This is a genomic window from Ruegeria hyattellae, from assembly GCF_041537925.1.
Lineage (GTDB): Bacteria > Pseudomonadota > Alphaproteobacteria > Rhodobacterales > Rhodobacteraceae > Ruegeria_C.
The window spans coordinates 151,769-176,458 of the sequence record NZ_JBGOSH010000008.1; the positions used below are offsets into that span (position 1 = coordinate 151,769).

The following is a 24,690-nucleotide window of genomic DNA, read 5'->3' on the forward strand; positions in this document are numbered from 1 at the left end:
ACCATGCAAATAATTGTTTTTTATAATAAAAATATAACTCCGCAAAACTTCAACTCAATAATCTTTGGCCTCAATGTGATCCACTTCTTTGGGCGGGGACGTAACAATCCCATAATCACTCAGGGAGAGAACAATGTTCAGACGCCACTTCATCGCCACCTTCGGGGCTGCCGCAATCGCCGCAACCAGCATGACCGCCGCCTTTGCCGGTGGACAGAAAGACATCGTCGACACTGCGGTCGAGGCAGGCTCGTTCGGTACGCTGGTTGCCGCCGTGCAAGCCGCCGATCTGGTGGGCACGCTGAAAAGTGATGGTCCCTTCACTGTCTTCGCCCCGACCGACGAGGCCTTCGCAGCACTTCCCGATGGCACGGTCGAAAACCTGCTGAAACCCGAAAACAAGGATCAGCTTGTCGCTGTACTGGCCTATCATGTGGTGCCTGCCAAAGTGATGTCGGGTGACATTGCCGGCAAGCGCGCAAAGGTTCTGACCGTTCAGGGCGACCGTCTGGCCGTTAACGCCCGCAATGGGGTCAAGGTCAACAACGCCAAGGTCGTCGCCGCCGATGTAGTGGCCTCGAATGGCGTGATCCATGTGATCGACACGGTTCTGATCCCCGAATAATCACCGTTCAACCTCTGGTCCCGCCACGCGGCGGGATCAGCCAGTCAGCCGGCAGTGGCGATTTCCTTCTCGATCACCCTTGCCGCCCGAAGATCGATATCCGCGAAAGTCTGCAACGGGTCCTTGAGAGACCGAATCGCGGGCAACCGGTGCTGATAATCCTCAACCGACATGTTCTGCACAGCCGCGCGCACGTCCTCGCCTGTTTCGCAAATGATCAGACCTTCGGGATCAATGAACCGATCAATATTCGGGCAGCCCCAGTAGATCGGAACGGTTTCACAGAACACCGCATCCAGCAGCTTTTCAGAGAAGTAGTTGTTCTCGCGCACGTTTTCGATCACGATCGAATAACGGTAAGACGCCAGCCCGTCGGACTTTTTGTCAAAGGGCGTATAGCCACGCCCCAGAACCTCCACTTCCTGACCGGTCTCGCGCACCCAATCGACCATCTCATGGCGCAGCTGATGCCCGGCCGTGTCGCGCTTGGCCGAGGCGATCAGAGAACAGGATTTTGTCTTTTCGATCGTCAGATCGCGCCACTCCGGCACCCAGGTTGTGCCATAGGGAAAGAACACGCAATTGGGGATAGCACCCACCAGCGCTTCGTGGAAACTCAGCACCCGGAAGAACCGCCGCCACGTCCATTTCAGCAGTTTGATATGCTTGGCATGGATCACCGAAGGCTCACCCATCATGAGCGAGATCTGCGCCTTGGTGCCCCGCCTCAGTACATAGTGGTGCGAGGTCTTGGGATACATGATCAGATGATCATTCCGCTCCAGATCTGCCACGTGCTTACCCAGCAACCGGTCCGGGCAACCAAGCGGCCATGTCAGATCCGACAGCGGCATATACGCCAGTTTCGGTCCCAGCGAAGTGCCATAAGGCAGGATGGCGATACCTGGCGCATCGCTCATGCCGCGCCCTCAGGCATGTCGACCTGCCCCTGCATCAGCACATAGCCTTGGCCCGAGACGCGGATGCCCGTCATTGCATCACGCGGCCCGACCCGCGTAACGCGGGCCTGTCCGGGGCGGCCCATGCCATGGCCCTGCTCGGCGACGAAGCTGTCCTTGTCCATCAGCCCGTGATGCCACAGATAAGCCGCCATCGCGCCGGTGGCCGACCCGGTGAACGGATCTTCCGCAGGGCTGGGCGGGGCCAGCAGCAGCCGGGAATAGGTGTCGCCCTCATCGGTTGCGCCACCCAGCGTGACCATGAACGGCTCCATCATGTCGGTGCCGTCATAGCCCAGCAAACCCGTCATCGTGCGAAACGCATCGACATTCAGCACCGCCCTATCCAGCGCCGCTCGATCCCGCAGCAACGTGACGCAGAACGGCAATCCGGTTGAGGCCATCTGCGGCGGGGCAACAATATCGTCGATGGTCAGGCTGATCGCAGCGGCAACAGTCTCCGCCGGGACCTCGACCCCAAATTCGGGCGCGATTTGGATCATCTCGATCTGGTCGCCCTGAATACGGACCGGTACGATCCCTGCGCCGGTCTCAAGCGTCAGTTCATCCTTTGTCACCAGCCCGCGCGAGCGCAGCGCGGCCACGGTCGCGATCGTGGGATGTCCGGCAAAGGGAATTTCGCGGCTGGCCAGAAAATACCGAACCCGGATATCGGCAACATCAGAAGGGCCGGTGAACGTGCACTCCATCAGCGATGTCTCGCGCACATAGCGCATACAGGTCTCGTCAGATAGCCCCGCACCCCGATGCACCACGGCGCAGCCATTGCCGCCAAATGCACGGTTGGTGAAGGCATCCACCCAATCGAAATCGAACCTGCTCATCTCATGTCCCCTGCACGTTGCAGCTAGTCAGGAGGACATCTATCCCCGGTTCCCCGGAGGTGTCACGCGGGAAGTTGCCCGGCCCGCGTGGCAAAAGCGTCAGTGAACGGTCACTGGCATATAGTCGTTTTCGCGCGCCAGCACGAAGGCCAGCTTGCGATCAGCCACCAGCGCCAGCTGCTGGCCCGAGGCGTCGTGAACCGCATAAAGCTGCTCAAGATCACCGGCTTGCGAGCGCACCTGATCCGGCAGATCGGCCACGTCGACGGCTTTCACATAAACGATCCGGTCCGCGTCACTCTTCAGTTCAATCGGTGTATTCATCGCTTACCCTTTCCTTATGTTTATCCTCTGCACCACGGCATCGGGAATCGCGCGGGTCAGATCGACATGCAGCAACCCGTTTTCCATGATGGCCTCTCCGACCTCGACACCGTCTGCCAGCACGAACATGCGCTGGAACTGGCGCGCCGCGATGCCGCGATGCAGAAACACGCGCCCCTCGCTGTCGTCGCGCTGACGACCGCGGATCACCAGTTGTCGGTCCTCGACGGTGATCGCCAGATCCTCTTCCGCAAACCCGGCCACGGCCAGGGTGATGCGATAGGAATGATCCGAGGTCTGTTCAATGTTATAGGGCGGATAGCCTTCATTGCCCGATTTCGCCGAGCGTTCCAGAAGGCGTTCCAATTGCTCGAACCCAAGCAGATGCGGGTAAGACGCAAGCGTAGTTTTTGACACGTCCAATCGTCCTTTTTTGTCAAAGCGACGGTGCGCACGGCCCCATTCCGGCAACCGTGCATAATTGAATATGGGGAGAAACCATGCCCTCCACAAGGTCTAGGCGAAATCATCGTGAACGCGTATTCTGGGGCTCAGGCAAGATCCAGGAAAGACCCGAGTCGCTCATGAACGCTCCTACCGACCTTTCGATGAAAACTGACGATGTGCTGCGCGTCGAGCTGGAAGTGTTCCGCCGCCAGCACCGTGATCTGGACGAGGCGATCCATGCGCTGGTCGATAAGGGCACCGCCGATCAACTGACGATCAAGCGGCTGAAAAAGCAGAAACTGCGCCTGAAGGACATGATCGCCTTGATCGAGGACAGGCTGACGCCAGATATCATTGCGTGAGGTTATCTGTCTTTAGGCGGGATGTCCCGAATGCGCGCGACGAAAGAGGCGATATCTTCGGGGGAGAAACTTGAATGACGGCGCTTGACGCTTGGCGGGTAGTTGAGCAGGCCAAGCTTCAAATCGGATCGCCAGGATCGTTTCGGACGGATCGGTCTTGGGACAAAGCCCCCACCACATGTTGGACAGACATTGTGTAGCCGATTTTCGACGCAGGCGATGCAATAGGTGCACTCATAACTGCAGATCCGCGCATCGTCTGCGTCGGGCGGCAAGTCGCAATCACAAAGTTCGCAATTGGGGCGAATCTCGAGCATGGGAAATCCTCTTTTTGCTAATCTGGCCGACCGCTGAAGTTCCATTCTTGGTTTGGCGTGTTGGCAATTGCAACATCGTTACATTTGGATATATTGCGCGCTCTTTCAGGGGCCGAGGACATGCAGATGGGCGACATCAAAGTGGGGATCATCATGGGCAGCCAGTCGGACTGGCCCACGATGAAAGAGGCGGCCGATATTCTGGACGAGCTGGGCATCGCCCATGAGGCGCGCATCGTCTCGGCCCACCGTACGCCGGACCGCCTGTGGGATTACGGCAAGACCGCCGCGGATCGCGGTTTGCATGTGATCATTGCAGGCGCGGGCGGCGCGGCGCATCTGCCGGGCATGATGGCGTCGAAAACCCGCGTGCCGGTGATCGGCGTGCCGGTGCAGACCCGCGCGCTGTCGGGCGTCGATTCGCTTTATTCCATCGTGCAGATGCCCAAGGGCTTTCCGGTCGCCACCATGGCCATCGGGTCGGCGGGGGCAGCCAATGCCGGGCTGATGGCCGCAGGCATCCTCGCCCTGCAGGACGACGTGCTTGCGCAACGGCTCGACGCCTGGCGCGGTGCCCTCTCCGCGTCGATCCCTGAGGAGCCCAGCAATGACTGACCCCCTGCCCCAGGGCGCAACCATCGGCATTCTGGGCGGCGGTCAACTGGGCCGCATGCTCTCTGTCGCGACGGCCCGACTTGGCTTTCGCACCCATATCTACGAGCCCGGCGCCAACCCGCCCGCAGGCGATGTTGCCCATGCCGTCACCACTGCGCGCTATGAAGACGAGACCGCCCTGCAGGCCTTTGCCGCCTCGGTCGACGTGATCACCTACGAGTTCGAGAACATCCCCACCCAGGCGCTCGACCTGCTTGAGGCGCACCGCCCGATCCGCCCCGGACGCGAAGCGCTGCGCATCAGTCAGGACCGGCTGACCGAAAAGACCTTTCTGCGCGACCTCGGCCTGCAAACCGCGTCTTTTGCCGACATCACCGATCTGGCCAGCCTCGAGGCGGCGCTCGCCGAGATCGGCACCCCGGCGATCCTGAAGACCCGCCGCTTCGGCTATGACGGCAAAGGGCAGGCCCGCCTGCAAGCGCCCGCCGACGCCGAGATGGCTCTGGCGGATATGGCCGATGCACCCGCCATTCTGGAAGGCTTCGTGGACTTCTCCCACGAGGTTTCGATCATCGCCGCGCGCGGGCTGGACGGTCAGGTCGCCTGTTTCGATCCGGGCGAAAACGTGCATGAGTCAGGCATCCTGCGCACCACCGCTGTCCCCGCGCGGCTGACCTCTGCGCAAAAGACCGACGCCGTGTTGCTGGCCGCCAATATTCTGAACCGGCTGGATTATGTCGGCGTGATGGGGGTCGAGCTGTTTGTGACACCGCAAGGGCTGATCGTGAACGAGATCGCCCCACGGGTGCATAATTCCGGCCACTGGACCCAGAATGGCTGCAGCGTCGATCAGTTCGAACAACATATCCGCGCGGTCGCGGGCTGGCCGCTGGGCGACGGACAGCGATACGCGGATGTGGTGATGGAGAACCTGATCGGCGACGATATGGACACGGTCCCGGCGCTGGCTCGCGCACGCGACGTGGCGCTGCATCTCTATGGCAAGACCGAGGTCAAAAAGGGCCGCAAGATGGGCCATGTCAATCGCATCACCCGGGCAACCTAGCACCCGAAAATCGCAGATTTTCGACGCGGCGGCGGCGGCCCGCCGGGCCCGAGCCGCCGCGTACCCGCTAACCCAGCAAGCGCTCGGCGATGGCCCCGTTCATGTAGCTGATCCGCCCGCCTGCCATGGTTAGCGCAACACGGTGGCTGTCAGCCTCCAGCACCACCAGATCGGCGCGTTTGCCAAGGCTGAGATCACCGCGATCCGTCAGCCCCAGAACCCGCGCCGGGCCTGACGATACCAACGCCCAGGCGCGGGCCAGGTCCAGCACCCCGCTGCGCGCCAGCATCAGCGCCGCGCGGCGCGGGCTGGGATAGTGATAATCCGAGGCAATGGCATCGCACAGCCCCATCGCGATCAGATCCAGCGCGCTGGCATTGCCCTTGTGCGAGCCGCCCCGCACCACGTTCGGCGCTCCCAGAATAACGGTGTCGCCCGCCTCTTTCGCGGCTTCGGCAGCTTCAACGGTCTCGGGAAACTCGGCAATCCGCACGCCACGCGCTCGCCATCTCGCCCGACCCTGCGCGGTCCGGTCGTCATGGCTGCCCAGCGCTACGCCCTGCCCACTCAGAGCGTCACAGAGGCTGTCCAGCGCGGCGGGCACTTCGGGACCGTTCCCATGCAGTTGCTGCAGCAACGCCAGATGTGCCTCGGGGCTGCGCCGCGCCTTCAGCGCCTGCCCGGTCAGGCGCGGTGGTGTCCGCCCCTCGGCCAGCCGGTTATGCGGCAGATGGTCGTTGAATACCAGATAGGACACACCCCATTCCGCCATCCGTGCCGGCAGCGCAGCATAGTCCTCGAGCATATGCGTTTCGAAGCGCAATTGCGGCACCAGATCGGTGACCACGCATTTGCACGTCTCTTCGATGGCGGCAAAAACCTGCGCTGCATAGTCCGGGCCGCGCACGCCGCCCTCCCAGCTCCAGAATTGCGCCATGATCGCGGTGGTGATCCCGTTGGCGGCCAATTCCGCCTCGGTGGCGATCACGCCCTCGTCCATCTGTTTCATCGCGCCGCGACGGGGGGCCAGGTGACGCTCGAACCCGTCGCCATGCAGGTCGATGATACCGGGCAGCACGACATAGCCGTCGAGCGCCACCGCGCGTGCCGCACTCTCCGCGATCTTCCCATTGGCAACCGAGACCTCATCCCTGACCAGCCCGCGCCCCGGCAGCAGCACCTCGGCCCCGGCAAATGTCAGGCTCAGGCTCATTCGCGCATCTCCTGGTCGGAGGGTTCGCAATCCTGCCCCTCTTCGCAACCCCCTTCGAACGGCCCGATCAGCGAATCGATCCATGTCAGTTCGGGGTCGAACCGGCCGTATTTCAAGAAATGCGCGGTCTGCCCGATCACCAGCGGGTTGTTCATCATGAAAGTATGGGTCACCGGCAGCACGATATGATCGCGCATCCCTGCAACCGCGGTCGAGGCAACTGATACCTTGCCGTCATCCGCCCCTTCGATCATCGCCGAGAAGACCGGGTTCAGAGAGTTCCGGCCCGCGATCACCCCAGCCTCGAAATTCACCGACGGCAGGCTCAGCGGCACGCTGTCCGGCCCGGTACCCAGCGACAGGCCCGCAGGTCCGTGCAACAGGCCGAACACTTCCAGATCGCCCAGTTCATCCACCAGCTGACTGCCCTGATTGGGCGTCCCCAGCATGACCACGCGACCCATGTTGGCGGGCTTGTGGTCCTGCATCCAATAGCGGATCAGAATGCCCCCCATGCTATGGGCAACGAAATGCACCGTCTGATCGCCACAAGCCTCGATCGCGGGCGGTAGCGTCTGTGCGGCCAACTCGTCAATGGGGAGATCGGTCGAGGCATAGCCCGGCGCAAACGTGTCATAGCCTTCCGATTCCAGCACTTGCTGCATCACGGTCAGCGACACTTCGGTGCGCGCCAGTCCGTGTAGCAGGATGACGCAATCGGCCATGACCGGTGCGGGCGGGAACAGAAACAGGGCAATCAGGTAGCGCATGGCTGCGGGATAGCGCCATTTCGCACCGGGATAAACCCTCAGCGCCGCGCACCGGGCAATACCGCAAGGGCAATGCCACCCAGCACCAACATCGTGCCCAGCACGAGCGAAAGGCTGCCCGCCTCGCCCAGCAGCAGCACGCCTGCCACCAGCGCGATCACCGGCACGCTCAACTGCACCGTTGCCGCCACAGCCGGGCTGAGTTGCGGCACCAACCGGTACCAGAGAGCATATCCTAGCCCCGAGGTCACCGCGCCCGAAAGGCAGGCCAGCGATAGCCCGACAAGCGTCATATGCAGCGCCGGGCCGACCACCCAGATCGCCGCTGCGGTCAGCGGCAGGGCAACCACGAAATTGCCCGCCGTCGCTGCCAGCGCATCGGGCGCGGACCGACCCGCAAGGGTATAGGCCGCCCAACCGAGCCCTGCCAAGGCCATCAGCGCCGCGCCGCCCGCATCCACGTGGGCACCACCAGACGGCCAGAGCACATAGGCCAGCCCGGCAAAGGCAATCACAGCACCCATTATTTGCGACGGTGACGGTCGCGTGCCGCGCAAGGCGCCAAAGGAAAACATCGCGATCTGCACCACGCCGAACAGGATCAGCGCTCCCAGCCCCGCATCCAGCGTCAAATAGGCCATCGAGAACCCGACCATATAGACCGCTAGCGACAACGCGCCCACCGCACGGCCCGGTACGGTCAGCGGCACCCTGCTGCCGCGCGCCCACACTAGCAGGCACAAGACAAGAGCTCCGGCCAGCACACGAACCACAGCGAAGGCACCGGGATCAGCCGCGCCGCTGCCCACCGCCAGCCGATTCAGGATCGAATTGGCGGCAAAGGCCACCATGGTGAGGGAGATGAGAAGAACCAGGCGCATGACCTGCCCTTATCCTGCGCACCGCGCCTTGAACACTCAATTCCGCGTTTGCACCAGACCCGCCCCGATCACGGCACGGTCACTGCTCGGCGCATCCGGGCCGGGATGCGCCCATCGATGAACAGCAAGCCAAAGCCGATAACGCCAGCCCCGAGCAGATCGCGCGCACTCACCGCCTCGTCCAGTATCGCCCAGCCCAGCAGGATAGCGGTTACCGGGATCAACAGCGTGACCAGCATCACGTTGCTTGGCCCGGCCCGCGTGAGGATGCGAAAGAACACAAGATAGGCCAATGCCGTGCCCAGCACAGCCAGCGCCACCAAGGCCCAGAGAACCCCGTCAGAAGGCACCACCAGAAGCCACGGTCGGTCGATCACTGCCACCACGGGCAACAGGATCGCGGTCGAGCAGATCAACTGGCAGGTGGCGGATTTCAGCGGCGGCACGCCCACCAGTTTTCGACGCGCCCAGAGCGCGGCAAAGCCGTAGCTCGACGCGCCTGCCATACACAGCGCGACACCAAGAAGCTGCCCACCCTGAAGTGCCGTGCCGCCGCCGTTCAGAACCACTACCCCGACCACGCCCAGCAGCACGCCGATCAGGCGGAACCGGGTCAGCCGCTCTTCTTTGAAACCGGCCATCACCAGCACGGTAAAAAGCGGCGTCATCGAATTGATGATCGCCGACAGGCCAACACCGATCTGCGTCTGTCCCGCAAAGATGAACCCGAATGGCAGCACGTTGTTGAACAGGCCCATGCCCAGAAACGGCACCCAGCCCGCGATGCCGTGCGGCAGGCGATGCCCGGCCCAGAACAGGAGTGGCAGTAGGACCATCGCGGCACCGCCCACCCGGATCAGCACCACGGTTAACGGCGGCAGCTCTTGCACCGCAACCCCGGCCCAGAAAAAGGTCGCGCCCCACAGGACCGACAGAAACACCAGCAGGCCCCAGTCTTGCCCGTCCATTTGTTTGACGTCTGATCCCATCACCTGACCCCTTGTTTCGCGAAGCCCAGCGATGACATGCGAGTGCGCGGCAAACGACCCGTTTCCTGCGCATTGTGCCCGACACCCATGAGAGCGCGGACCAATCCGACAAACCGGAAGCCGAAGGGCCGAGGCTCAATGTCCGCCGGTCAGGACCAGCGTATTGACGGGCATCAGGATCAGCCTGAGCCGCAACCCCGCTGCATGGACCACCCCGATCGTATCCACCACATGCAGGAACGCCTTGTTCCAGAAGCCCAGGTTCTCGTCCTCAAGCTTGTGGTGATTGTCGGTATAGACATTGGCCAGACAGGTACTGCCCGGCGGAATGCGATCGGCCACGCCCTCATAAAGCGGTTCCAGATAGACCGTGAGCGTTCCCGGAACCGTGTTGTATTGCAGGTCGCGAATCTCGTCGCTGGGGCGGATCTGACCCGAAGGGATGACATCCTGCACGCTGACCACCACGACCGGAATGACCTTGAAGGGGCGCGTCATGCAACCGATCTCGCCGATCATGCCGGGCTTGATGACCTGCGCCGCCATCTGGTTGAACCCCGCCTCGAACCGGTCTCGACCGGAATGTGAGGGGACCAGAATTCCGGCGGGGCGCAGCAGCGGACTGACATAATCGCCAACCTGTAGGCCGAACTGTTCGACCCTGCCGGTAACGCCGGCCAGGATGAGTGTCTTTTCAAGTTCGGTATGAGCGGCGTCAAGCTGCGCGATCGCGCTGGCCATCTGTGCCGGGATCAGTTCCTGGATCTGCTGTTCGACCGCGGCTTTCTGCGCCTGCGCCGCAACCACTTGTGCCTCGCGTTCTGCAACTAGGTTTTCCAGCCGTTCGACCTCGGCCAGCCGGACCGCGCTGGAGCCTTCATCACGCAGGGTCTCGTTGCGCTCAAGGTCCTCGACCGCCTGCGCAAGCGAGGCGCGCGCACCCGCGATGCCCGCATCGGCTTCGGCCAGATCGGTTTCGGAGACCTTCAGCGAGGCCTGAACCTCGGCGATCTTGGCGTTGGCGGCCTGTACCTGCGCCTGCTGGGTGAAATCCTCAAGCCGGAAGATCGGCTGCCCGGCGCTCACAAGCTCGTTATTACGCACGAATACCTCGGAGACGCGCCCGCCCAGCTGGGGCAGAATTGTCACGGTACGGAAATACGAGGCCACGCTGGAACTGGCGGGGTGGAAGTAGAACAGGGTGGTGATGACGGTCAGGGCAAGGATCGCGCAGGCTGTCAGGCCCCAGCGCAACTCGTACCACATGGTAAAGAGGGTGATCTCGTGGCCGATCCGCTTGCCCTGCATATAGCGGCGGAACAGGTAGTCGGGCAGCACCGTGATCAGGGCGCACATCATCGTTTCCAGCATGGATCAGCGCTCCTCAACCAGAGCTTCGGAGTCGTGCGCCGGCTCTGGCACGGGCGGGGCGCTCACCTGTCGCGCCGGGGCCAGAGAGCGGATCGCATCTGCGATCGAGCGTAGCGGCGCGGCAAGGTCGGGGATCTGAAACCCCGCAACCAGGATCGCCGCGATCCAGAAGATCCCGTTATGGGTAAAAAGCGCCAGCAGCGCCAGTATCCCCACAAGCTGAAACTGCGGGTGATTGGATTCATGGGCCATTTTCTCGGGCACCGAATGCAGGGTGAAATAGGCCACGCCGATCAGCAGGATCACACTAACCGTGAAGACAAGCATGAAATTGAAGAGAAAATCGCTGCCATCCGCTGCAACCACGTAAGATGGGATATGTTCGGCTGCCAACGGGTGTATCTCAGGGGTCGCCACATGAATCTCCGAAAATCTATGCGCCCAATGAATAAACCAAAAACCCGCTGAAACAAGCTGGCTTGGCGCGCGCAGTCCAAATGCTTGGGCGCGGAACAAAAAAAGGGGCCGCCCAAAGGCAGCCCCAATCTCTGACCAGATGGCCTGGGTGGCTTACATCATGCCGCCCATGCCGCCCATGTCGGGCATGCCGCCGCCTGCAGCAGGCGCGTCTTTCTGCGGCAGGTCTGCAACCATCGCTTCGGTGGTGACCAGCAGGCCGGCAACCGAGGCCGCGTCTTCGAGAGCGGTCCGGACAACCTTGGCCGGGTCGATCACACCGAACGCGAACATGTCACCATATTCTTCGGTCTGCGCGTTAAAGCCAAAGGCGGCGTCATCGGACTCACGCACTTTGCCAGCAACAACGGCACCGTCGACGCCCGCGTTTTCAGCGATCTGACGCAGCGGCGCTTCGATGGCCTTGCGCACGATGGTGATGCCCGCGTCCTGATCGGCGTTTGCGCCTTTCAGGGTGGCCAGTGCCTTGCCGGATTGAACCAGTGCAACACCACCACCGACGACAACACCTTCCTGCACAGCAGCACGGGTCGCGTTCAGAGCATCGTCGACACGGTCCTTGCGCTCTTTCACTTCCACTTCGGTCATGCCGCCGACACGGATCACGGCAACACCGCCTGCCAGCTTGGCAACGCGTTCCTGCAGCTTTTCGCGGTCGTAGTCGCTTGTGGTTTCTTCGATCTGAGTGCGAATCTGAGCGACGCGCGCTTCGATCTCTGCCTTCTCGCCCGAACCATCAACCACGGTGGTCTCATCCTTGGTGATCGCCACTTTCTTGGCCGACCCCAGCATGTCCATGGTGACGCTTTCCAGCTTCATGCCCAGATCTTCGCTGATGACCTGACCACCGGTCAGGATTGCGATGTCCTGCAGCATGGCCTTGCGGCGATCGCCGAAGCCCGGTGCCTTGACGGCAGCGATCTTCAGACCGCCGCGCAGTTTGTTGACCACGAGGGTCGCCAGTGCTTCGCCTTCGACATCCTCGGCAATGATCAGCAGCGGCTTCTGAGACTGGATCACCGATTCCAGCAGCGGAACCATCGGCTGCAGCGAGCTGAGTTTCTTTTCGTGCAGCAGGATCATGCAGTCTTCGAGATCTGCGATCATCTTGTCGGCATTGGTCACGAAGTAAGGCGACAGATAGCCGCGATCGAACTGCATGCCTTCGACAACATCGGTCTGGGTTTCCAGGCCTTTGTTTTCTTCGACGGTTATGACACCTTCGTTGCCAACCTTCTGCATCGCATCCGCGATCTGCTGGCCGATCTGTGTTTCGCCGTTGGACGAGATGGTGCCAACCTGAGCAACTTCGGCCGAGTCTTTCACTTCGCGCGACGCGGCCTTGATGCCTTCGACAACCTTGGCAGTTGCCAGGTCGATTCCGCGTTTGAGGTCCATTGGGTTCAGACCAGCAGCAACCTGCTTGAGACCTTCCTTCACGATGGCCTGCGCCAGAACGGTGGCAGTGGTGGTGCCGTCACCGGCTTCGTCATTGGTCCGGGAAGCAACTTCCTTGACCATTTGCGCGCCCATGTTCTCGAACTTGTTTTCCAGCTCGATTTCCTTGGCAACCGTCACACCGTCTTTGGTGATGCGCGGTGCGCCAAAGGATTTGTCCAGTACCACGTTGCGGCCTTTGGGGCCGAGGGTCACCTTGACAGCGTCGGCCAGGATATTGACGCCATTCAGCATGCGATTGCGGGCGTCTGTATCGAACTTGACGTCTTTTGCAGCCATGTTCTTTCTCCTTGAGAATTCTTGTAAGCGTTAAGCGAGATGAGATCGGGTAAGCCGAATGGCTTACGCCATGACCCCCATGATGTCGCTTTCCTTCATCATCAGCAGCTCTTCGCCATCGAGGTTTACCTCGGTGCCGGACCATTTGCCGAACAGGATGCGATCGCCTTCTTTGACCGACATCGCGATCAGCTCGCCGCTGTCCTTGCGCGCGCCTTCGCCGGTTGCGACGACTTCGCCTTCGCTGGGCTTTTCTTTTGCGCTGTCGGGAATGATCAGGCCGCCTGCGGTTTTTTCTTCGCTCTCAACGCGACGAACCAGCACACGGTCATGAAGCGGTTTCAATGCCATCTTTGCAGCTCCTTGGGCTCAAAGTACGTTTCCTTTATCGCCCTCACGCCTCCCGCGGAGAGCCGTTATCACTCAACGTGGTCGAGTGCTAACGGCGCATAGCTAGGCACATCGCCGGGCCAAGTCAACGCCCAGATCAGAAAAATTCCGTTCACTCGTGATCCCAGCTATAGGCCCAGTGCCGCAGCCCCTCCGCACCGGCCTCGGTTAGCACGTAAAACCCAGCACTCGCCCGCTCGAACCAACCATAGTGATTGTCCCGCATCAGCCGCGTTGCCTGCGTAACACCGGTGGCCTTTGCCACCAAAGCACCCTTGGTCACGCCATGCTCGGCCAGATAGGCCGCGCAGCGCAGCGCGTCCTGCCGATAGGCCGTGACGATCCCGTGCCGCGTGGCCCCGCCGGCATTCGGGTCACCCTGCAGCCGGTCGAACTCGCGCAGCAGACGTTCGGTGTGCTTGCGGGATTTGCGGGGCGCGTAAGGCCCCGGATCGCACTGCACCTCGGCCCGCCCATCGCCGCGCACCGTGATGAGGCCCAGACTGAGCCTGCGGCACATGGCTGTATTGTCCCGCAATACCCGCCGCTGGCTGCGGCCTGTGGGTTTGGGAACTGCGATATAAACCTGATCAGTCAGCCGGAAACGCGCGATGGCCTGATGATAGAGCGTTAGCGAAAACCGCAGCTTCAGTTCTACGATCACCGGCGGCTCATCGCCGCGCCGGGCCACTACATCGGCCGCGCCAACCTCACCCTTGACGACATATCCCTGACGTTCCAGCAGCGCCTTGACCGGCGCATAAAGATCCTGCTCGCGCTCCATGATCCCCAGTTCTATGTCACTGGCGGCCCGGCGTCCATTTGCCGCCAACAGCCCGGGTGACAAGGCGTCCCACCACCCCTATAAGGCGCGCAAATTCGCGACGATAGGACAGTGACATGACCACCCAAGTTTTCGGACATAAATCCCCCGATACCGATTCCACCGGCTCTCCCATTCTCTGGGCCTGGTACCTGAACGAGATCAAGGGCGAGACCGCCAAGCCGGTGCTGCTGGGCGAGCCCAACACCGAGGCCGCCTTCATGCTGGAGCGCTGGGGATTGGACAAGCCCGAGATCATCGCCGACGTGGCCGAGGACGCAGCCGTCGTCATCGTCGACACTAACAACCCCGCCGAACTGCCCGACAGCATCAACAGCGCCGATATCCGCGCCATCATCGACCACCACAAGCTGGTTGGCGGGCTGGAAACCAAAGGCCCCATTGACATCACCGTGCGCCCGCTGGCCTGCACCGCGACCATTATGATGGACCTGATCGGCGCAGATGCCGCCAAGATGCCCGAGGCGGTCAAGGGCGCAGCCCTGACCTGCATCCTCAGCGACACATTGGAATTCCGCTCGCCCACCACAACCGATCATGACCGTGCCGTGGCCGAGTCGCTGGCCGCGGAGCTGGGTCTGGATATTTCCGCCTATGCCGCCGAGATGTTCGCGGCTAAATCGGACGTCTCAAGCTTCTCGGACGCCGAACTGCTGCGCATGGACAGCAAGGAATACGCGATTGACGGCACCAAGTTTAGGGTGTCCGTTCTGGAAACCACCGCCCCGGGCGTGGTGCTGGACCGCAAGGCCTCGCTGATGGATAGCATGAGCACCGTTGCCACCGAGGACGGCGTCGATCAGGTTCTGCTCTTTGTGGTGGACATCCTGAACGAGCAAGCCACCCTGCTGGTGCCCAACGATCTGGTGAAAACCGTGGCCGAAAAATCCTTCGACGCCGCCCCTGCGGGCGACACTGTGGTCCTGCCCGGCGTGATGAGCCGCAAAAAGCAGATCATTCCAAACCTGAAGGTCTGATCGACCCGGTTATGAAAACAAAGGCATGCCAGTCCAGGCGTGCCTTTGTTATGTGGGCACTGCCCATAGGAGACCAACAGTTTCTTCGCTGCGCATGCGCGCAGCACGATTTTTGGCTGCACCGGCGCAAAGTTTCATGCCGCCTCACGGCGGAAACAGCAGCCGTTCTTACATGACGCAGAAAAATCTAGACGAGCAACAACCGGGTGCCGGGCAAGGGCTGAATTTGGCGCATCTGCTCCATGTCAGCTTCTAGGTCTGCGAGGTCAGCTCCTTTTTTGGCCAGCTTGCGAGCAGTAGTTTGCCTGCATCCCGGGCTGGTGTGGCCGACATTCGTTCGCCCTCGAAAGCCGATACAATCGCACCTTTCATCAAAAAGTGCCAGACTTCGGCCAATTCCTCTGGCCTCTCCAGCCCGGCGTCTTGAGCAAGCCCGCTCAAAAAATGACGAATTGTTGCCAGATGTCTCGCTGCAGCGCGGTGGACCGGCGAATTCACTTCGCTTTCGAGTAATACGTTGACGAAAGCACAACCTTCATAGTCGCGACGCCGGAACCAAGCATCGAACACATCAAAAACCGCCAATAGGCGGTCTTCTGGGTTATCGGAGGCGGCCCGGACACCCGCTTCCAGCCAACCCCGTGTCCACAGGTCCTCGCGCATCTCCAAAAACGCGAGTACGAGGTCCTCTTTGGACTTAAAGTGCTTATACAAACTGGCTTTCGCCGCGCCGGATTCAGCCAGAATGGTGTCAATCCCCACCTGGCTGATGCCACGGCTCGAAAACAGGCGATAGGCCGTGTGCAGGATCCGGTCGCGCACCTTTGCGCTTTTGGCATCTGCTGCAGTGAGCATCGAAACCTCCTAATTCCTGCGCAATGTAAGGAGGCCGGACGCTGAACTCAAGGGATGGTTGCCATCTGAAACCACGCATTGCGGACCGATATGTCTGCGTTTGTTTTTTAGTTTTTTATTGTATTACATTGTTTATTAACGGTAAAATTTTCTTTGAATAAAAATACAGACAGGTTAGTCTATTATGTTGTGCTTAACTGGGGTTGGCGGACTTCCAGCTGACCAAAAAGATCAGGGAGGAAAGTGCGCGTGGTTGACGTAAAACCTGTGCAGATTGGCAAGTGCATTGTCGGCGGTGCGCTCGGGTCTCACACTGGGTTGGCCGTTGGGAGTATTTTTTACGACAATCACTCGATCGTCGAAAACGCGTTTGAGGGAACTTTCAATGCGGACAAGGCTGCTGGCCTGATTGAGCGCGTAAACGGTTTATCTCGGCGCTACGGAATTCAAATGGCCTTCGATGTGATCGGGTCCGATCCTGATGCTTTCTGCAAGTTCATCGACTTCACAGCAGACAGAACCGATTTGCCGCTGTTGCTCAACGCAACAGAAGCCGAAGTGCGCATTGCCGGGCTGGAGTTTGCAAACAGCAAGGGCATCCTGGATCGATCCATTTTTGCGTCACTCAATGAAGATACCGAAGACGAAGAGGTTGAGGCCCTCGGGCGGCACAAGCCGGGGGGTATCATGATTCTGGCCAATGATGTTGGCGAGCCGAACCCCGAAGGATCAGTCGAAATTATCCGGAACTTCTTTCATCCCATCTTGCGGGAGATCGGGTGTGACACGCCGATCGTGGACCTTGGGGTCATGGACGCGCCATCGGTCGGCATCGCGATGCGAGGGATACAGGCCGTCCGGAGAGAGTTTGGATATCCGGCCGGATGCGCCTTTTCGAATTGCTTTCCTCAGTGGACGGGTCTTTCCTCTTTGGGTCCCGAAAATGTGAATCTGTCCTTGGCGGCTGCTATGGTCTGCTGCCGCATGGCTGGCGGAGATTTCCTTCACTTCGGGATAATCGAAAAAGGCAGGGCCATGGCCCACGCTTTGGGATCAACGGAGGTTTTTTTGGGGTTCGCCGCTCAGGAACTTGACAAAGCAAGACTTCCCGAAGGCCACGCGCTGCTGAAAATGTTCAAGTTGGCGCAGACCCAATGAGCAAAACTGCACATCATCTCGCCCGGATCATGCAGGAGCGTGTCGCGATCGACATCGGGACTACCTCGCTTACGGCATTTCGCCGAGCGGCTTTGCCAGCGCATAACGCATCCATCATCGGGCATCCGATATTTGAAACCCTCCCGATTTCGGCGAAAGATGCGGCATCTGCGGGGTCCGACATGCAACGTGTGGGCTTTGTTTGGCCACGCACTGTCGAGCGGGACAAGGAATTTCAGGACGCCTATGGTGTACGCTGGATGGAAACAGATGAGAACTTCGCCCCATACGAGCACCCGTTGGAGCATGCCGAATGGAAGGCATTGAATCGCCATCCTCGACCGGTTCTGCCAACTCAGATTCAGTATCCGGATCCGACATCCGCGACGGTCACAATCCTCGACCCGCCCTGCTACGGATTGTTGGATACCTGTTTCATGCTTCGCAATGGCTGGCAGTTCATGGTGGATATCACGGACAACTACCGGACCGCCAATGCGTTGCTGGATTGGGCCTTGGAGGTGATATCTGAAGCTTACCTTACTGCGATTACAGCTCTCCCGGATGACCCCGGCATAATCGTGTACGGAGATGATCTGGGGTTTGAATCTGGCATGTATTTGTCCGATCTGGATTTCAGAACCTTCCTCTTTCCCAGACTGCAAACCCTGTTTGCACGGATCAGAAAGAAGACAAACGCCCTGATCTGTTTTCATTCCTGTGGCGCGATTTCGTCCATCATCGGCGACATCGCGGAACTTGGCGTGGATATTCTGAATCTCGACTTCTATGCGAAGAATGTAGTTCTGGGCGATGTTCGCAAAAAACTCTCAAGCAGAGTGATTTTGCACGCGCCGGTCAATGCGGCTGCGATCGGTCGCGCCGTGATGTCGAACAACAAAGCGTCGCTTGCGTTACTGACCGTCGACATAGCGCTTTCAATGCCGAGTATCGGTGGCCCGACTGACAATGTTGCTGCTGCCGATGAAGCTGCGGACACGATGCGCGGTGTGGCGTTCATGCGCGCCTTCAGCAGCGACGACTTGAAGCAAATCCGCGAATTCGGTCCCATAAAATCAACAATCGAACGAGCCGCAAGAGCGGCGCGCGATCTGGATATTCCGACAATCTCCGGAGCTGGCATCGAATTCAGAGGCATACCGCCGGGCAAAGAACCCGAATTTCACGCGGCCTCGTCGCCGTCATCAAGAGCAATTCTAAACTGACACCCATGAATGGGAGGAACAACATGAGCAAGCAGATGACAGGGCGCGAGAGGTTTTTTGCGGCATGCCTAATGAGCGAGCAGCCGGACCAGGTGCCGGTGGTTCCCCTTCTGATGACGCGCGGCATACGTGAGGGCGGTCTCACGGTAGAGGAGGCCCTGCGTGATGGAGTTGCGTCCGCGCATGCCAAAGCAAAGGCGGAAAAAAAGTTTGGCGGGGATGCAATTATCGCCGGGACCGACCTCTTTACGCCAGTTGAATGCGTAGAGGGCTGTGAACTCGACTATTTGCCCTATGCGCAGCCGTCGCTGGTTACCCATCCCACGCCGACAAAAGAGGCCTTCTATCGCTTCAAGGAGAAGTATGAGCGCGAAGGTTTCAAGCCGTCAAACCGGGTGCTGGAAATCCAGAAAGAGATCAGGACCTTCATCGAATTGGGGTACAAAGAGACCCACGCGATACCGACGCCGGTTGGCGGACCGATTACCACCGCGCAGCTGATGACGGGTTCGTCGGAATTCCTGACCTGTTTGAGCGAAGATCCCGATTATGCGCATGAGGTGACCGAACTTGCGTTGGACATCGTCAAGAATGTCTGCCGGTTGATGTTCGAGGCCGGACTCGACGCGTGCAACATTCTCGACCCATTTAACTCGTCGGACATTCTTCCGCCGGAAGTCTATCGCAAGCATGGTCTTCCCTACCAGAAACGCCTCTTCAAATACATCAACGAAGAGCTCAAGGGGGCGGCGTTCACGCATACATGCACGTTCACGCAACCAATCTGGCGCGACATCTCTCAAAACGGCTGCGTGAATTTCAACGGGGACATGTACCCCGGCATGGACAAGGCAAAGCAGGCCATCGGCGGGCAGATTTCCCTGATGGGGACGCTTTCGCCTTATTCGACGCTCATGCACGGGTCGACGGAAGATGTCAGAAACGAGGTTAAAAAGCTGGCCGCCGAAGTGGGTTACAACGGCGGCTTCATCTGCATGCCCGGTTGTGACATCGACTGGAACATTCCTGACGAAAACATGCACGCGCTGATCCAGCAATGTGCTGAAATCAAATACCCAATGGATGTGGCCGCCCTTGGCGATCTGTCAAATGTCTTTCTTGCCGGGCATCCAAATCACGTCGGCAAACGCGGATCATCGGCACAATCTGACGCGAACGTCCTGGCTATGGAGAGCATGGTCGAGAGCGGGTCGGCAGAACATGCTGAAACTGAAGAAGACAGGATCAACCAAAAGCTTGTCGAGGCCATCATGGAATATGATGGCGACAAGGCGATCGAATGGACCACCAAGGGCCTCGAAGTCGGCATGTCCGCTCAGGATATCGTCTTCGATGGGTTGTCTCTGGGTATGAAGATCGTCGGCGACATGTACGAGCGCAACGAACGTTTCGTCACTGACATGCTCAAGGCTGCGAAGACAATGGACAAAGCCATGCCGGTTCTGACGCCGCTTCTCGAGGCGTCGGGCGGAGACGGAGGACCCACCGGCACCGTGGTTGTGGGCCTTGTGCGCGGCAACACGCAGGACATTGGCAAGAATCTTGTTTGTCTGATGCTCAAGGCAAACGGATTTAACGTCATTGACCTTGGCAAGAACGTCAAGCCGGAGCAGTTCATCAAGACAGCAGAAGAGAATGATGCTGTTGCAATCGGGATGTCGGTCATGACCAATTCGTCGACCGTTTACGCCGAGAAAACGAAGCAACTTCTCGAAGAGAAGGGCCTGGGCGACAAATACCTCCTAATGTTCGGCGGCGCGGCGGCCAATGTCGGCCTCGCCAGAGAGATGGGTCTGGAATACGGGCTCGATGCAAATGCCGCAGTCGAGCTTGTCAAGGAACGGGTCGAAAAGCAGGCCGCTGCCTAATCCTGCACCTCAAACAGGCGCCCCATTTCGTGGGGGTGCCTTCCAAAAGATTGGAAATGGGTATGCCAGTTTATTCCTTCTGTTGCGATGATTGTGGCGCAACGAGAGAAATGTTGGCCAGCCTCGAACAAGCCGATGCACTTGAACTGATGTGCCTGGCGTGTGGCGGCGACATGGTTCGGGCTCGGGTGATGTCTGTGAATATCATTGGCCCGGCCATTCGCGCGAAGAAAGCCGAAAAGAAGCAGGAAGAGCACGCATATTTCACGAAGCCATGCGGGCACAACCATGCCTGCCGCTGCAGCGTTAAGCTGTCGAAGTCGAACCCTTTCAAACAGGAAATTCGAGCGGCGCACGGCTTCGCAGATGAAATATAGCTTCCGCGGTGATGCCGAAAGGTCTCTGCCGGCCACTCAAAGTTACGACATCAGGAGGCGTTGTCGGCCCGCCAAGGCATATCGCTCAGAAAGGAGCGCGCATGGCTACCTATCCATTGAGGATCGTCGAAAAACGTATGGAGGCAGAGGATGCTGCAAGTCTCTATTTTGACGTGCCACCAGACCTAAGAGCGGCATTTGGCTACCGTCCCGGCCAATTTCTTACCCTCGAAACTGATAGCGACGGTGAAGACGTCGCCCGACAGTATTCATTGTCCTCTACGCCCGGGACGCATGAGCGGATACGCATCACGGTCAAGAAAATCGACGGAGGTATCGTATCGCCCTGGCTTGTCGACGAAGCGACGGAAGGTGATCTGGTAGAGGTTGGTATCCCGCGCGGTCGTTTCTTCAAGAATCTGGATGATCCGACGCATGTTGTTCTGTTGGCGGCTGGCTCCGGAATCGCGCCCATTCTTTCGATCGGGCGCTGGCTGCTTGAGAATGACGCGACCCACAAAGTCACGCTCATATATGGCAACCGGACGCCAGAGCGCATGATCCTCGCCGATGAGGTCGAAGAGATAGAAAGGAATTTTGAGGGTCGGTGCGTCGTCGCGCGTGTCATGAGCCGGGCCAATGGCGAATGGTCGGGTCAAAGAGGCCGAATTGATCGTGAATACATCACGCGCCATTTTCCGGAATGGAATGACCGGTCCGGTGATTTGCCGATGATATTCTATATGTGTGGTCCAGAAGGCTTCATGGATGCTGCTGAAAGCGCATTGCAAAATGTCGGCATACCACTCACCTCAATCCATCGGGAAAGCTTCGATATGAGCCTGGAGGACGATGGGAATGAACCGGGTCTCGAAGTCAATGGATCGGACTATATCGGAGAGGCAGGGCAAACCGACAAGATCGTCGCCGTGGTGGGCGGCGAGGAATACGAAGCCGACTGGCAGGATGGAGAAGACGTTCTCTCGGCATTGCTACGGGTCGAGGCAGATGTCCCGTTCTCGTGTCAGGAAGGCACATGCGCATCCTGCATCTCAAAGCTCACGGAGGGTAAAATCGACGTCAGACCCGGTGTCCTGCAGACGCTTCGGCAGGACGATCTCGACGAAGGGCTGACACTGGCGTGCCTGTCACGTCCCAAGACCAAGTCCATTCGCATTGATTTCGACGAGATATGATCATGGCTAAGCGAACCATATTGGAGAACCTGAAGCTGGTCACTATGGCCGGCGACATACCAGACACGACACTCCATGACGACGCGTTGATTGTCGTGGAAGAAGGTATCATCACTTATGCCGAAGCCGCCGCTGACTATGAGGGCGATCGATTCGGAGCCATAGACATGGGCGGCGCGCTTTGCCTTCCCGGGTTTGTGGATTGTCACAATCCGTGTCTTTGGGCAGGCGATGTGCCTCAGAGTACAACCCTGACCGGGGACACATACCGGCAACTTGTACGAGCCGTCGCAAGCTCGACGCGCAATGCAGATGATGTGACGCTAGTGACCCTTCTGGAAGACCGTATTGACGGATTGTTGCGTTCGGGTGTGACATGCTCTGAATTGAAATCAGGATATGGCGGCGACGCTCAGACAGAGCTGCGGTTTGTTCAATTGCTTGCAGACTTTGCAAGGACAGCCAGGATCCGTACGCGCATTACATTGGCCCTTGGCCATGTGTTTCAGGGCGAAGGGGACCCGGATGAATTCCTGGAACACCTTGAGAAGGTAATAGTCCCGGCGACCTACGAAAATGGCAATACGGATGCGATCGAGGTTTTTTGCGATGACGAGGGTGCGATGGATCTTGATATGTGTTCCACTATCCTCGAACTCTACTACAGGAAAAAAACGCCGACACGCGTCGCCTGTGACCGGTTCGAAGACAGCGCCGGTGCAACATTGCCGGTATCGTTTTATGCGCGCTGCGCACTTTATCTGAACAAATCTGACAGCCTTGATCTTGAAAACCTGTCAAACGCCGGGACGGTGGCTGTCATTATCCCCGGTGCATTGGATACTGACGGCGACCAGTCACTCCCGGATGTGTCGAAGATACGGAACGCCAACGGTCGCATCGCCATAGCGCCAGATACCTCCGCCGGCGGCAGTCAGGAAAGCATGCTTCAGGCACTGAGTTCCGGGTTTCGGAAACTCGGACTGTCTGCTGCTGAAACCATCGCAGCTGCAACAATCAATGCGGCCCACGCTCTTGGTGTTGAAAACGAAGCAGGTGTCATCGCCGCTGGTCGGCCAGCCGATCTGGCGTTTTTTTCGGCCGCTTCGCTGGATATCCTATTCAAGAACGAAAATTCCAAATGCGTAGCGACCATGTGCTCCGGAAACCTGATGCAATACAGCTGGCGGTGAGACAAAAGGGCTCTGAGCCGCGCAATGCTCCTGCGGCAAGCCCCTGGGATTGGGTGACATCGAATCAGCTGTCAGTAAAGACGATCAAACCCTTGAATTTCCGCCGTCCCGTTCGGTCTGCCGTCGTTCACATCTCAGCAACCGACATTCGCGCTACGAGCGGCGAGATCGGACTGAGAGCCCACTTTGACGGATGCTGTGAAACGTACGAATGCCCACCTAACCAAATGACCAAAACTCAATACGGTCCGCAACAAGGTGCCTTTTCGAAGCACTCATCCAATTGCGGTAAGTTCAAATTGCCCAAGTTCCCACACTGGATTAGTTGACAATATTACTCAGATATATCATGCCCGGCTCGGGCATGGCATCGCCATGACATCAATTTAAGGAGAGACCCATGAATGTCAGATCACTGACGCGGGGTCTTTGCTCCGCTGCCGCAGCTATGACGCTTACTTTTGCGTCCGCCACGATCGCAACCGCAGAGACAATTACCGTAACTGACATCGCTGGCCGCGTTGTCGACGTTGAAAAGAACCCCTCCAAGGTTGTGATTGGTGAGGGCCGCATGATCTATTCGATCGCGTTGCTCGACCAGAAAAACCCATTCCAACGTATCGTTGGGTGGAAGGACGATATGGTGAAATACGATCCAGATGCGCATCGTAAGTACCTTGAAGCCTTCCCTGAAATTGCTGATCTGCCCAGTTTTGGCAGCCCGTATACCGACGAATGGAACCTCGAAGGTGTCATCTCTCTGGGGACCGAACTGGTTCTGATGAACCTTGGAAATCTTCTGAAAGCCCAAGAAAGTGGGATCATCGAGAAATTGGACGAAGCTGGGATCGCGACCATCTTTGTTGATTTCCGTCAGGACCCGACACAAAATACTGTTCCCAGCCTCCAACTTTTGGGGCGTATCTTTGACAAACGCGACGACGCCGATGCCTTTGGTGATTATTACCAAGAGCAGATGAAGTTGATTTATTCGCGTGTGCAGGGAATTCCTGACGAGGACCGACCCGTTGTCTTCATTGAGCGCGCAGCGGGTTACAACCCAGCCAAATGCTGTAATACTTTTGGAGCAGCCAATTTGGGCCGGTTGGTCGACCTGTCTGGTGGTCGCAATTGGGGATCATCGAAGACACCGGGGTTCTCCGCATCCGTCAGCCTAGAAGCCATCTTTGCAGATGATCCAGACGTGATTATTGGCACAGGTGCAAACTGGGCCGAAGCCAATCCGGCAACCACAGCAGTCCTATTCGGATATGAAGCCGATAGAGCCATGGTGCAGGAACGTTTGGGCGCACTTGCCTCACGTGAAGGCTGGCCCGAGCTGTCGGCGGTCAAGAATGGCCGTTTCCATTCAGTCTATCACCAATTCTACAACAGCCCTTACCACTTCGTTGCGATGCAGGCCTTTGCGAAATGGTTGCATCCGGAGCTGTTTGAAGATGTCAGCCCAGAAGCCACAATGAAAGAGCTTCACGATCGGTTCCTGCCGATTGACTATTCGGGCGTTTTTTGGGGAAGCCTCGAATAAAGCAACCCTCAGCTATGACACTGCGGCCCCGCTGAATGTTG

The 24,690-nt window shown here is 58.9% G+C and carries 27 protein-coding genes; 12 read left to right on the top strand and 15 right to left on the bottom strand.

The genetic code is table 11. The features are described 5' to 3' along the window. Window positions 1-133: 133 nt before the first annotated feature. A complete protein-coding gene (locus AB1E33_RS18690; protein WP_372578784.1) occupies window positions 134-625 on the top strand; it encodes a fasciclin domain-containing protein in 492 nt (163 codons plus the stop codon). A gap of 44 nt (window positions 626-669) precedes the next feature. Here AB1E33_RS18690 and AB1E33_RS18695 read toward each other — a convergent pair whose 3' ends face one another. From AB1E33_RS18695 to AB1E33_RS18710, 4 genes are all read right to left on the bottom strand, one after another. Continuing rightward, complete coding sequence (locus AB1E33_RS18695) at window positions 670-1,545, bottom strand: glycosyltransferase family 10 domain-containing protein (RefSeq protein WP_372578785.1); 876 nt, start codon at window positions 1,543-1,545, stop codon at window positions 670-672. Continuing rightward, window positions 1,542-2,429 carry a PhzF family protein gene (locus tag AB1E33_RS18700; protein WP_372578786.1) on the bottom strand — a complete coding sequence of 296 codons (888 nt, stop codon included), beginning with the start codon at window positions 2,427-2,429 and terminating at the stop codon, window positions 1,542-1,544. The genes AB1E33_RS18695 and AB1E33_RS18700 overlap by 4 nt, the downstream gene beginning before the upstream one ends. Before the next feature lie 99 nt (window positions 2,430-2,528). After that, the gene (locus tag AB1E33_RS18705) at window positions 2,529-2,753 is read right to left on the bottom strand and encodes a DUF1150 family protein (RefSeq protein WP_372578787.1); all 225 of its coding nucleotides are present in this window, start codon (window positions 2,751-2,753) and stop codon (window positions 2,529-2,531) included. A 3-nt stretch (window positions 2,754-2,756) separates the two neighbouring features. Beyond that, complete coding sequence (locus AB1E33_RS18710) at window positions 2,757-3,170, bottom strand: Hsp20 family protein (RefSeq protein ID WP_372578788.1); 414 nt, start codon at window positions 3,168-3,170, stop codon at window positions 2,757-2,759. 167 nt (window positions 3,171-3,337) lie between these two features. Here AB1E33_RS18710 and AB1E33_RS18715 point away from each other — a divergent pair, with 167 nt between their 5' ends. After that, window positions 3,338-3,562 (top strand): YdcH family protein, encoded by a 225-nt coding sequence (locus AB1E33_RS18715; protein ID WP_249708120.1) that lies wholly within the window; start codon window positions 3,338-3,340, stop codon window positions 3,560-3,562. A 2-nt stretch (window positions 3,563-3,564) separates the two neighbouring features. Here the strand turns inward: AB1E33_RS18715 and AB1E33_RS18720 are convergent, their stop codons facing one another. Next, window positions 3,565-3,924: a DUF1272 domain-containing protein gene (locus AB1E33_RS18720; RefSeq protein WP_372578789.1), complete on the bottom strand. Its 360-nt coding sequence runs from the start codon at window positions 3,922-3,924 to the stop codon at window positions 3,565-3,567. A gap of 81 nt (window positions 3,925-4,005) precedes the next feature. Here AB1E33_RS18720 and purE point away from each other — a divergent pair, with 81 nt between their 5' ends. Next, on the top strand, window positions 4,006-4,494 hold the full coding sequence (gene purE / locus AB1E33_RS18725) for a 5-(carboxyamino)imidazole ribonucleotide mutase (protein ID WP_372578790.1): 489 nt from the start codon (window positions 4,006-4,008) through the stop codon (window positions 4,492-4,494). Then, a complete protein-coding gene (locus AB1E33_RS18730) occupies window positions 4,487-5,560 on the top strand; it encodes a 5-(carboxyamino)imidazole ribonucleotide synthase (RefSeq protein WP_372578791.1) in 1,074 nt (357 codons plus the stop codon). The genes purE and AB1E33_RS18730 overlap by 8 nt, the downstream gene beginning before the upstream one ends. 67 nt (window positions 5,561-5,627) lie before the next feature. On the opposite strand, the gene AB1E33_RS18735 is transcribed toward AB1E33_RS18730, so the two are convergent. The 9 genes from AB1E33_RS18735 to AB1E33_RS18775 form a co-directional block, all read right to left on the bottom strand. Beyond that, window positions 5,628-6,773: an alpha-D-ribose 1-methylphosphonate 5-triphosphate diphosphatase gene (locus AB1E33_RS18735; protein ID WP_372578792.1), complete on the bottom strand. Its 1,146-nt coding sequence runs from the start codon at window positions 6,771-6,773 to the stop codon at window positions 5,628-5,630. Beyond that, window positions 6,770-7,543, bottom strand: a complete 774-nt coding sequence (locus tag AB1E33_RS18740) for an esterase/lipase family protein (protein WP_372578793.1) — start codon at window positions 7,541-7,543, stop codon at window positions 6,770-6,772. Before AB1E33_RS18740 ends, AB1E33_RS18735 begins: the two co-directional genes overlap by 4 nt. Window positions 7,544-7,581: 38 nt before the next feature. Next, complete coding sequence (locus tag AB1E33_RS18745) at window positions 7,582-8,424, bottom strand: DMT family transporter (protein WP_372578794.1); 843 nt, start codon at window positions 8,422-8,424, stop codon at window positions 7,582-7,584. A 68-nt stretch (window positions 8,425-8,492) separates the two neighbouring features. After that, complete coding sequence (locus tag AB1E33_RS18750) at window positions 8,493-9,413, bottom strand: DMT family transporter (RefSeq protein ID WP_372578795.1); 921 nt, start codon at window positions 9,411-9,413, stop codon at window positions 8,493-8,495. A 135-nt stretch (window positions 9,414-9,548) separates the two neighbouring features. Further along, complete coding sequence (locus AB1E33_RS18755) at window positions 9,549-10,784, bottom strand: HlyD family secretion protein (protein ID WP_372578796.1); 1,236 nt, start codon at window positions 10,782-10,784, stop codon at window positions 9,549-9,551. Window positions 10,785-10,787: 3 nt separating this feature from the next. Beyond that, window positions 10,788-11,201, bottom strand: a complete 414-nt coding sequence (locus AB1E33_RS18760) for a hypothetical protein (protein ID WP_372578797.1) — start codon at window positions 11,199-11,201, stop codon at window positions 10,788-10,790. Between the two features lie 153 nt (window positions 11,202-11,354). Then, entirely contained in the window at window positions 11,355-12,998 is a 1,644-nt protein-coding gene (groL, locus tag AB1E33_RS18765; protein ID WP_372578798.1) for a chaperonin GroEL, read from the bottom strand. Between the two features lie 63 nt (window positions 12,999-13,061). Continuing rightward, a complete protein-coding gene (gene groES, locus AB1E33_RS18770) occupies window positions 13,062-13,349 on the bottom strand; it encodes a co-chaperone GroES (RefSeq protein ID WP_372578799.1) in 288 nt (95 codons plus the stop codon). 151 nt (window positions 13,350-13,500) lie between these two features. Beyond that, window positions 13,501-14,172, bottom strand: coding sequence for a DUF2161 domain-containing phosphodiesterase (locus AB1E33_RS18775; RefSeq protein ID WP_372578871.1), 672 nt, complete (start codon window positions 14,170-14,172; stop codon window positions 13,501-13,503). Window positions 14,173-14,288: 116 nt separating this feature from the next. On the opposite strand from AB1E33_RS18775, the gene AB1E33_RS18780 reads away from it, so the two are divergent. Continuing rightward, entirely contained in the window at window positions 14,289-15,209 is a 921-nt protein-coding gene (locus tag AB1E33_RS18780; protein ID WP_372578800.1) for a manganese-dependent inorganic pyrophosphatase, read from the top strand. Between the two features lie 252 nt (window positions 15,210-15,461). Here AB1E33_RS18780 and AB1E33_RS18785 read toward each other — a convergent pair whose 3' ends face one another. Then, the gene (locus AB1E33_RS18785; protein ID WP_372578801.1) at window positions 15,462-16,064 is read right to left on the bottom strand and encodes a TetR/AcrR family transcriptional regulator; all 603 of its coding nucleotides are present in this window, start codon (window positions 16,062-16,064) and stop codon (window positions 15,462-15,464) included. A gap of 249 nt (window positions 16,065-16,313) precedes the next feature. Here AB1E33_RS18785 and AB1E33_RS18790 point away from each other — a divergent pair, with 249 nt between their 5' ends. The 7 genes from AB1E33_RS18790 to AB1E33_RS18820 all read left to right on the top strand — a co-directional run bounded on the left by AB1E33_RS18790 (window position 16,314) and on the right by AB1E33_RS18820 (window position 24,649). Continuing rightward, window positions 16,314-17,222 carry a tetrahydromethanopterin S-methyltransferase subunit H family protein gene (locus tag AB1E33_RS18790; protein WP_372578802.1) on the top strand — a complete coding sequence of 303 codons (909 nt, stop codon included), beginning with the start codon at window positions 16,314-16,316 and terminating at the stop codon, window positions 17,220-17,222. Between the two features lie 29 nt (window positions 17,223-17,251). Continuing rightward, a complete protein-coding gene (locus tag AB1E33_RS18795; RefSeq protein WP_372578803.1) occupies window positions 17,252-18,448 on the top strand; it encodes a uroporphyrinogen decarboxylase family protein in 1,197 nt (398 codons plus the stop codon). Between the two features lie 23 nt (window positions 18,449-18,471). After that, complete coding sequence (locus AB1E33_RS18800) at window positions 18,472-20,337, top strand: MtaA/CmuA family methyltransferase (protein ID WP_372578804.1); 1,866 nt, start codon at window positions 18,472-18,474, stop codon at window positions 20,335-20,337. Between the two features lie 62 nt (window positions 20,338-20,399). Then, a complete protein-coding gene (locus AB1E33_RS18805) occupies window positions 20,400-20,714 on the top strand; it encodes a zinc ribbon domain-containing protein (protein WP_372578805.1) in 315 nt (104 codons plus the stop codon). Between the two features lie 101 nt (window positions 20,715-20,815). Further along, entirely contained in the window at window positions 20,816-21,910 is a 1,095-nt protein-coding gene (locus AB1E33_RS18810; RefSeq protein WP_372578806.1) for a ferredoxin--NADP reductase, read from the top strand. A 2-nt stretch (window positions 21,911-21,912) separates the two neighbouring features. Further along, window positions 21,913-23,103, top strand: coding sequence for an amidohydrolase family protein (locus AB1E33_RS18815; RefSeq protein ID WP_372578807.1), 1,191 nt, complete (start codon window positions 21,913-21,915; stop codon window positions 23,101-23,103). A 400-nt stretch (window positions 23,104-23,503) separates the two neighbouring features. Next, window positions 23,504-24,649, top strand: a complete 1,146-nt coding sequence (locus tag AB1E33_RS18820) for an ABC transporter substrate-binding protein (RefSeq protein ID WP_372578808.1) — start codon at window positions 23,504-23,506, stop codon at window positions 24,647-24,649. The last annotated feature ends 41 nt before the right edge of the window (window positions 24,650-24,690 follow it).

What these genes read in the sequence shown, in the direction of transcription:
- AB1E33_RS18820 (WP_372578808.1), top strand. Translation starts at nt 23,504, where the DNA reads ATGAATGTCAGATCACTGACGCGGGGTCTTTGCTCCGCTGCCGCAGCT.
- AB1E33_RS18690 (WP_372578784.1), top strand. Translation starts at nt 134, where the DNA reads ATGTTCAGACGCCACTTCATCGCCACCTTCGGGGCTGCCGCAATCGCC.
- AB1E33_RS18720 (WP_372578789.1), bottom strand. Translation starts at nt 3,924, where the DNA reads ATGGAACTTCAGCGGTCGGCCAGATTAGCAAAAAGAGGATTTCCCATG.
- AB1E33_RS18740 (WP_372578793.1), bottom strand. Translation starts at nt 7,543, where the DNA reads ATGCGCTACCTGATTGCCCTGTTTCTGTTCCCGCCCGCACCGGTCATG.
- AB1E33_RS18815 (WP_372578807.1), top strand. Translation starts at nt 21,913, where the DNA reads ATGGCTAAGCGAACCATATTGGAGAACCTGAAGCTGGTCACTATGGCC.
- AB1E33_RS18755 (WP_372578796.1), bottom strand. Translation starts at nt 10,784, where the DNA reads ATGCTGGAAACGATGATGTGCGCCCTGATCACGGTGCTGCCCGACTAC.
- AB1E33_RS18795 (WP_372578803.1), top strand. Translation starts at nt 17,252, where the DNA reads ATGCAGGAGCGTGTCGCGATCGACATCGGGACTACCTCGCTTACGGCA.
- AB1E33_RS18730 (WP_372578791.1), top strand. Translation starts at nt 4,487, where the DNA reads ATGACTGACCCCCTGCCCCAGGGCGCAACCATCGGCATTCTGGGCGGC.
- AB1E33_RS18785 (WP_372578801.1), bottom strand. Translation starts at nt 16,064, where the DNA reads ATGCTCACTGCAGCAGATGCCAAAAGCGCAAAGGTGCGCGACCGGATC.
- AB1E33_RS18775 (WP_372578871.1), bottom strand. Translation starts at nt 14,172, where the DNA reads ATGGAGCGCGAGCAGGATCTTTATGCGCCGGTCAAGGCGCTGCTGGAA.
- AB1E33_RS18715 (WP_249708120.1), top strand. Translation starts at nt 3,338, where the DNA reads ATGAACGCTCCTACCGACCTTTCGATGAAAACTGACGATGTGCTGCGC.
- groES (WP_372578799.1), bottom strand. Translation starts at nt 13,349, where the DNA reads ATGGCATTGAAACCGCTTCATGACCGTGTGCTGGTTCGTCGCGTTGAG.
- AB1E33_RS18705 (WP_372578787.1), bottom strand. Translation starts at nt 2,753, where the DNA reads ATGAATACACCGATTGAACTGAAGAGTGACGCGGACCGGATCGTTTAT.
- purE (WP_372578790.1), top strand. Translation starts at nt 4,006, where the DNA reads ATGGGCGACATCAAAGTGGGGATCATCATGGGCAGCCAGTCGGACTGG.
- groL (WP_372578798.1), bottom strand. Translation starts at nt 12,998, where the DNA reads ATGGCTGCAAAAGACGTCAAGTTCGATACAGACGCCCGCAATCGCATG.
- AB1E33_RS18745 (WP_372578794.1), bottom strand. Translation starts at nt 8,424, where the DNA reads ATGCGCCTGGTTCTTCTCATCTCCCTCACCATGGTGGCCTTTGCCGCC.
- AB1E33_RS18700 (WP_372578786.1), bottom strand. Translation starts at nt 2,429, where the DNA reads ATGAGCAGGTTCGATTTCGATTGGGTGGATGCCTTCACCAACCGTGCA.
- AB1E33_RS18810 (WP_372578806.1), top strand. Translation starts at nt 20,816, where the DNA reads ATGGCTACCTATCCATTGAGGATCGTCGAAAAACGTATGGAGGCAGAG.
- AB1E33_RS18800 (WP_372578804.1), top strand. Translation starts at nt 18,472, where the DNA reads ATGAGCAAGCAGATGACAGGGCGCGAGAGGTTTTTTGCGGCATGCCTA.
- AB1E33_RS18805 (WP_372578805.1), top strand. Translation starts at nt 20,400, where the DNA reads ATGCCAGTTTATTCCTTCTGTTGCGATGATTGTGGCGCAACGAGAGAA.
- AB1E33_RS18695 (WP_372578785.1), bottom strand. Translation starts at nt 1,545, where the DNA reads ATGAGCGATGCGCCAGGTATCGCCATCCTGCCTTATGGCACTTCGCTG.
- AB1E33_RS18750 (WP_372578795.1), bottom strand. Translation starts at nt 9,413, where the DNA reads ATGGGATCAGACGTCAAACAAATGGACGGGCAAGACTGGGGCCTGCTG.
- AB1E33_RS18735 (WP_372578792.1), bottom strand. Translation starts at nt 6,773, where the DNA reads ATGAGCCTGAGCCTGACATTTGCCGGGGCCGAGGTGCTGCTGCCGGGG.
- AB1E33_RS18780 (WP_372578800.1), top strand. Translation starts at nt 14,289, where the DNA reads ATGACCACCCAAGTTTTCGGACATAAATCCCCCGATACCGATTCCACC.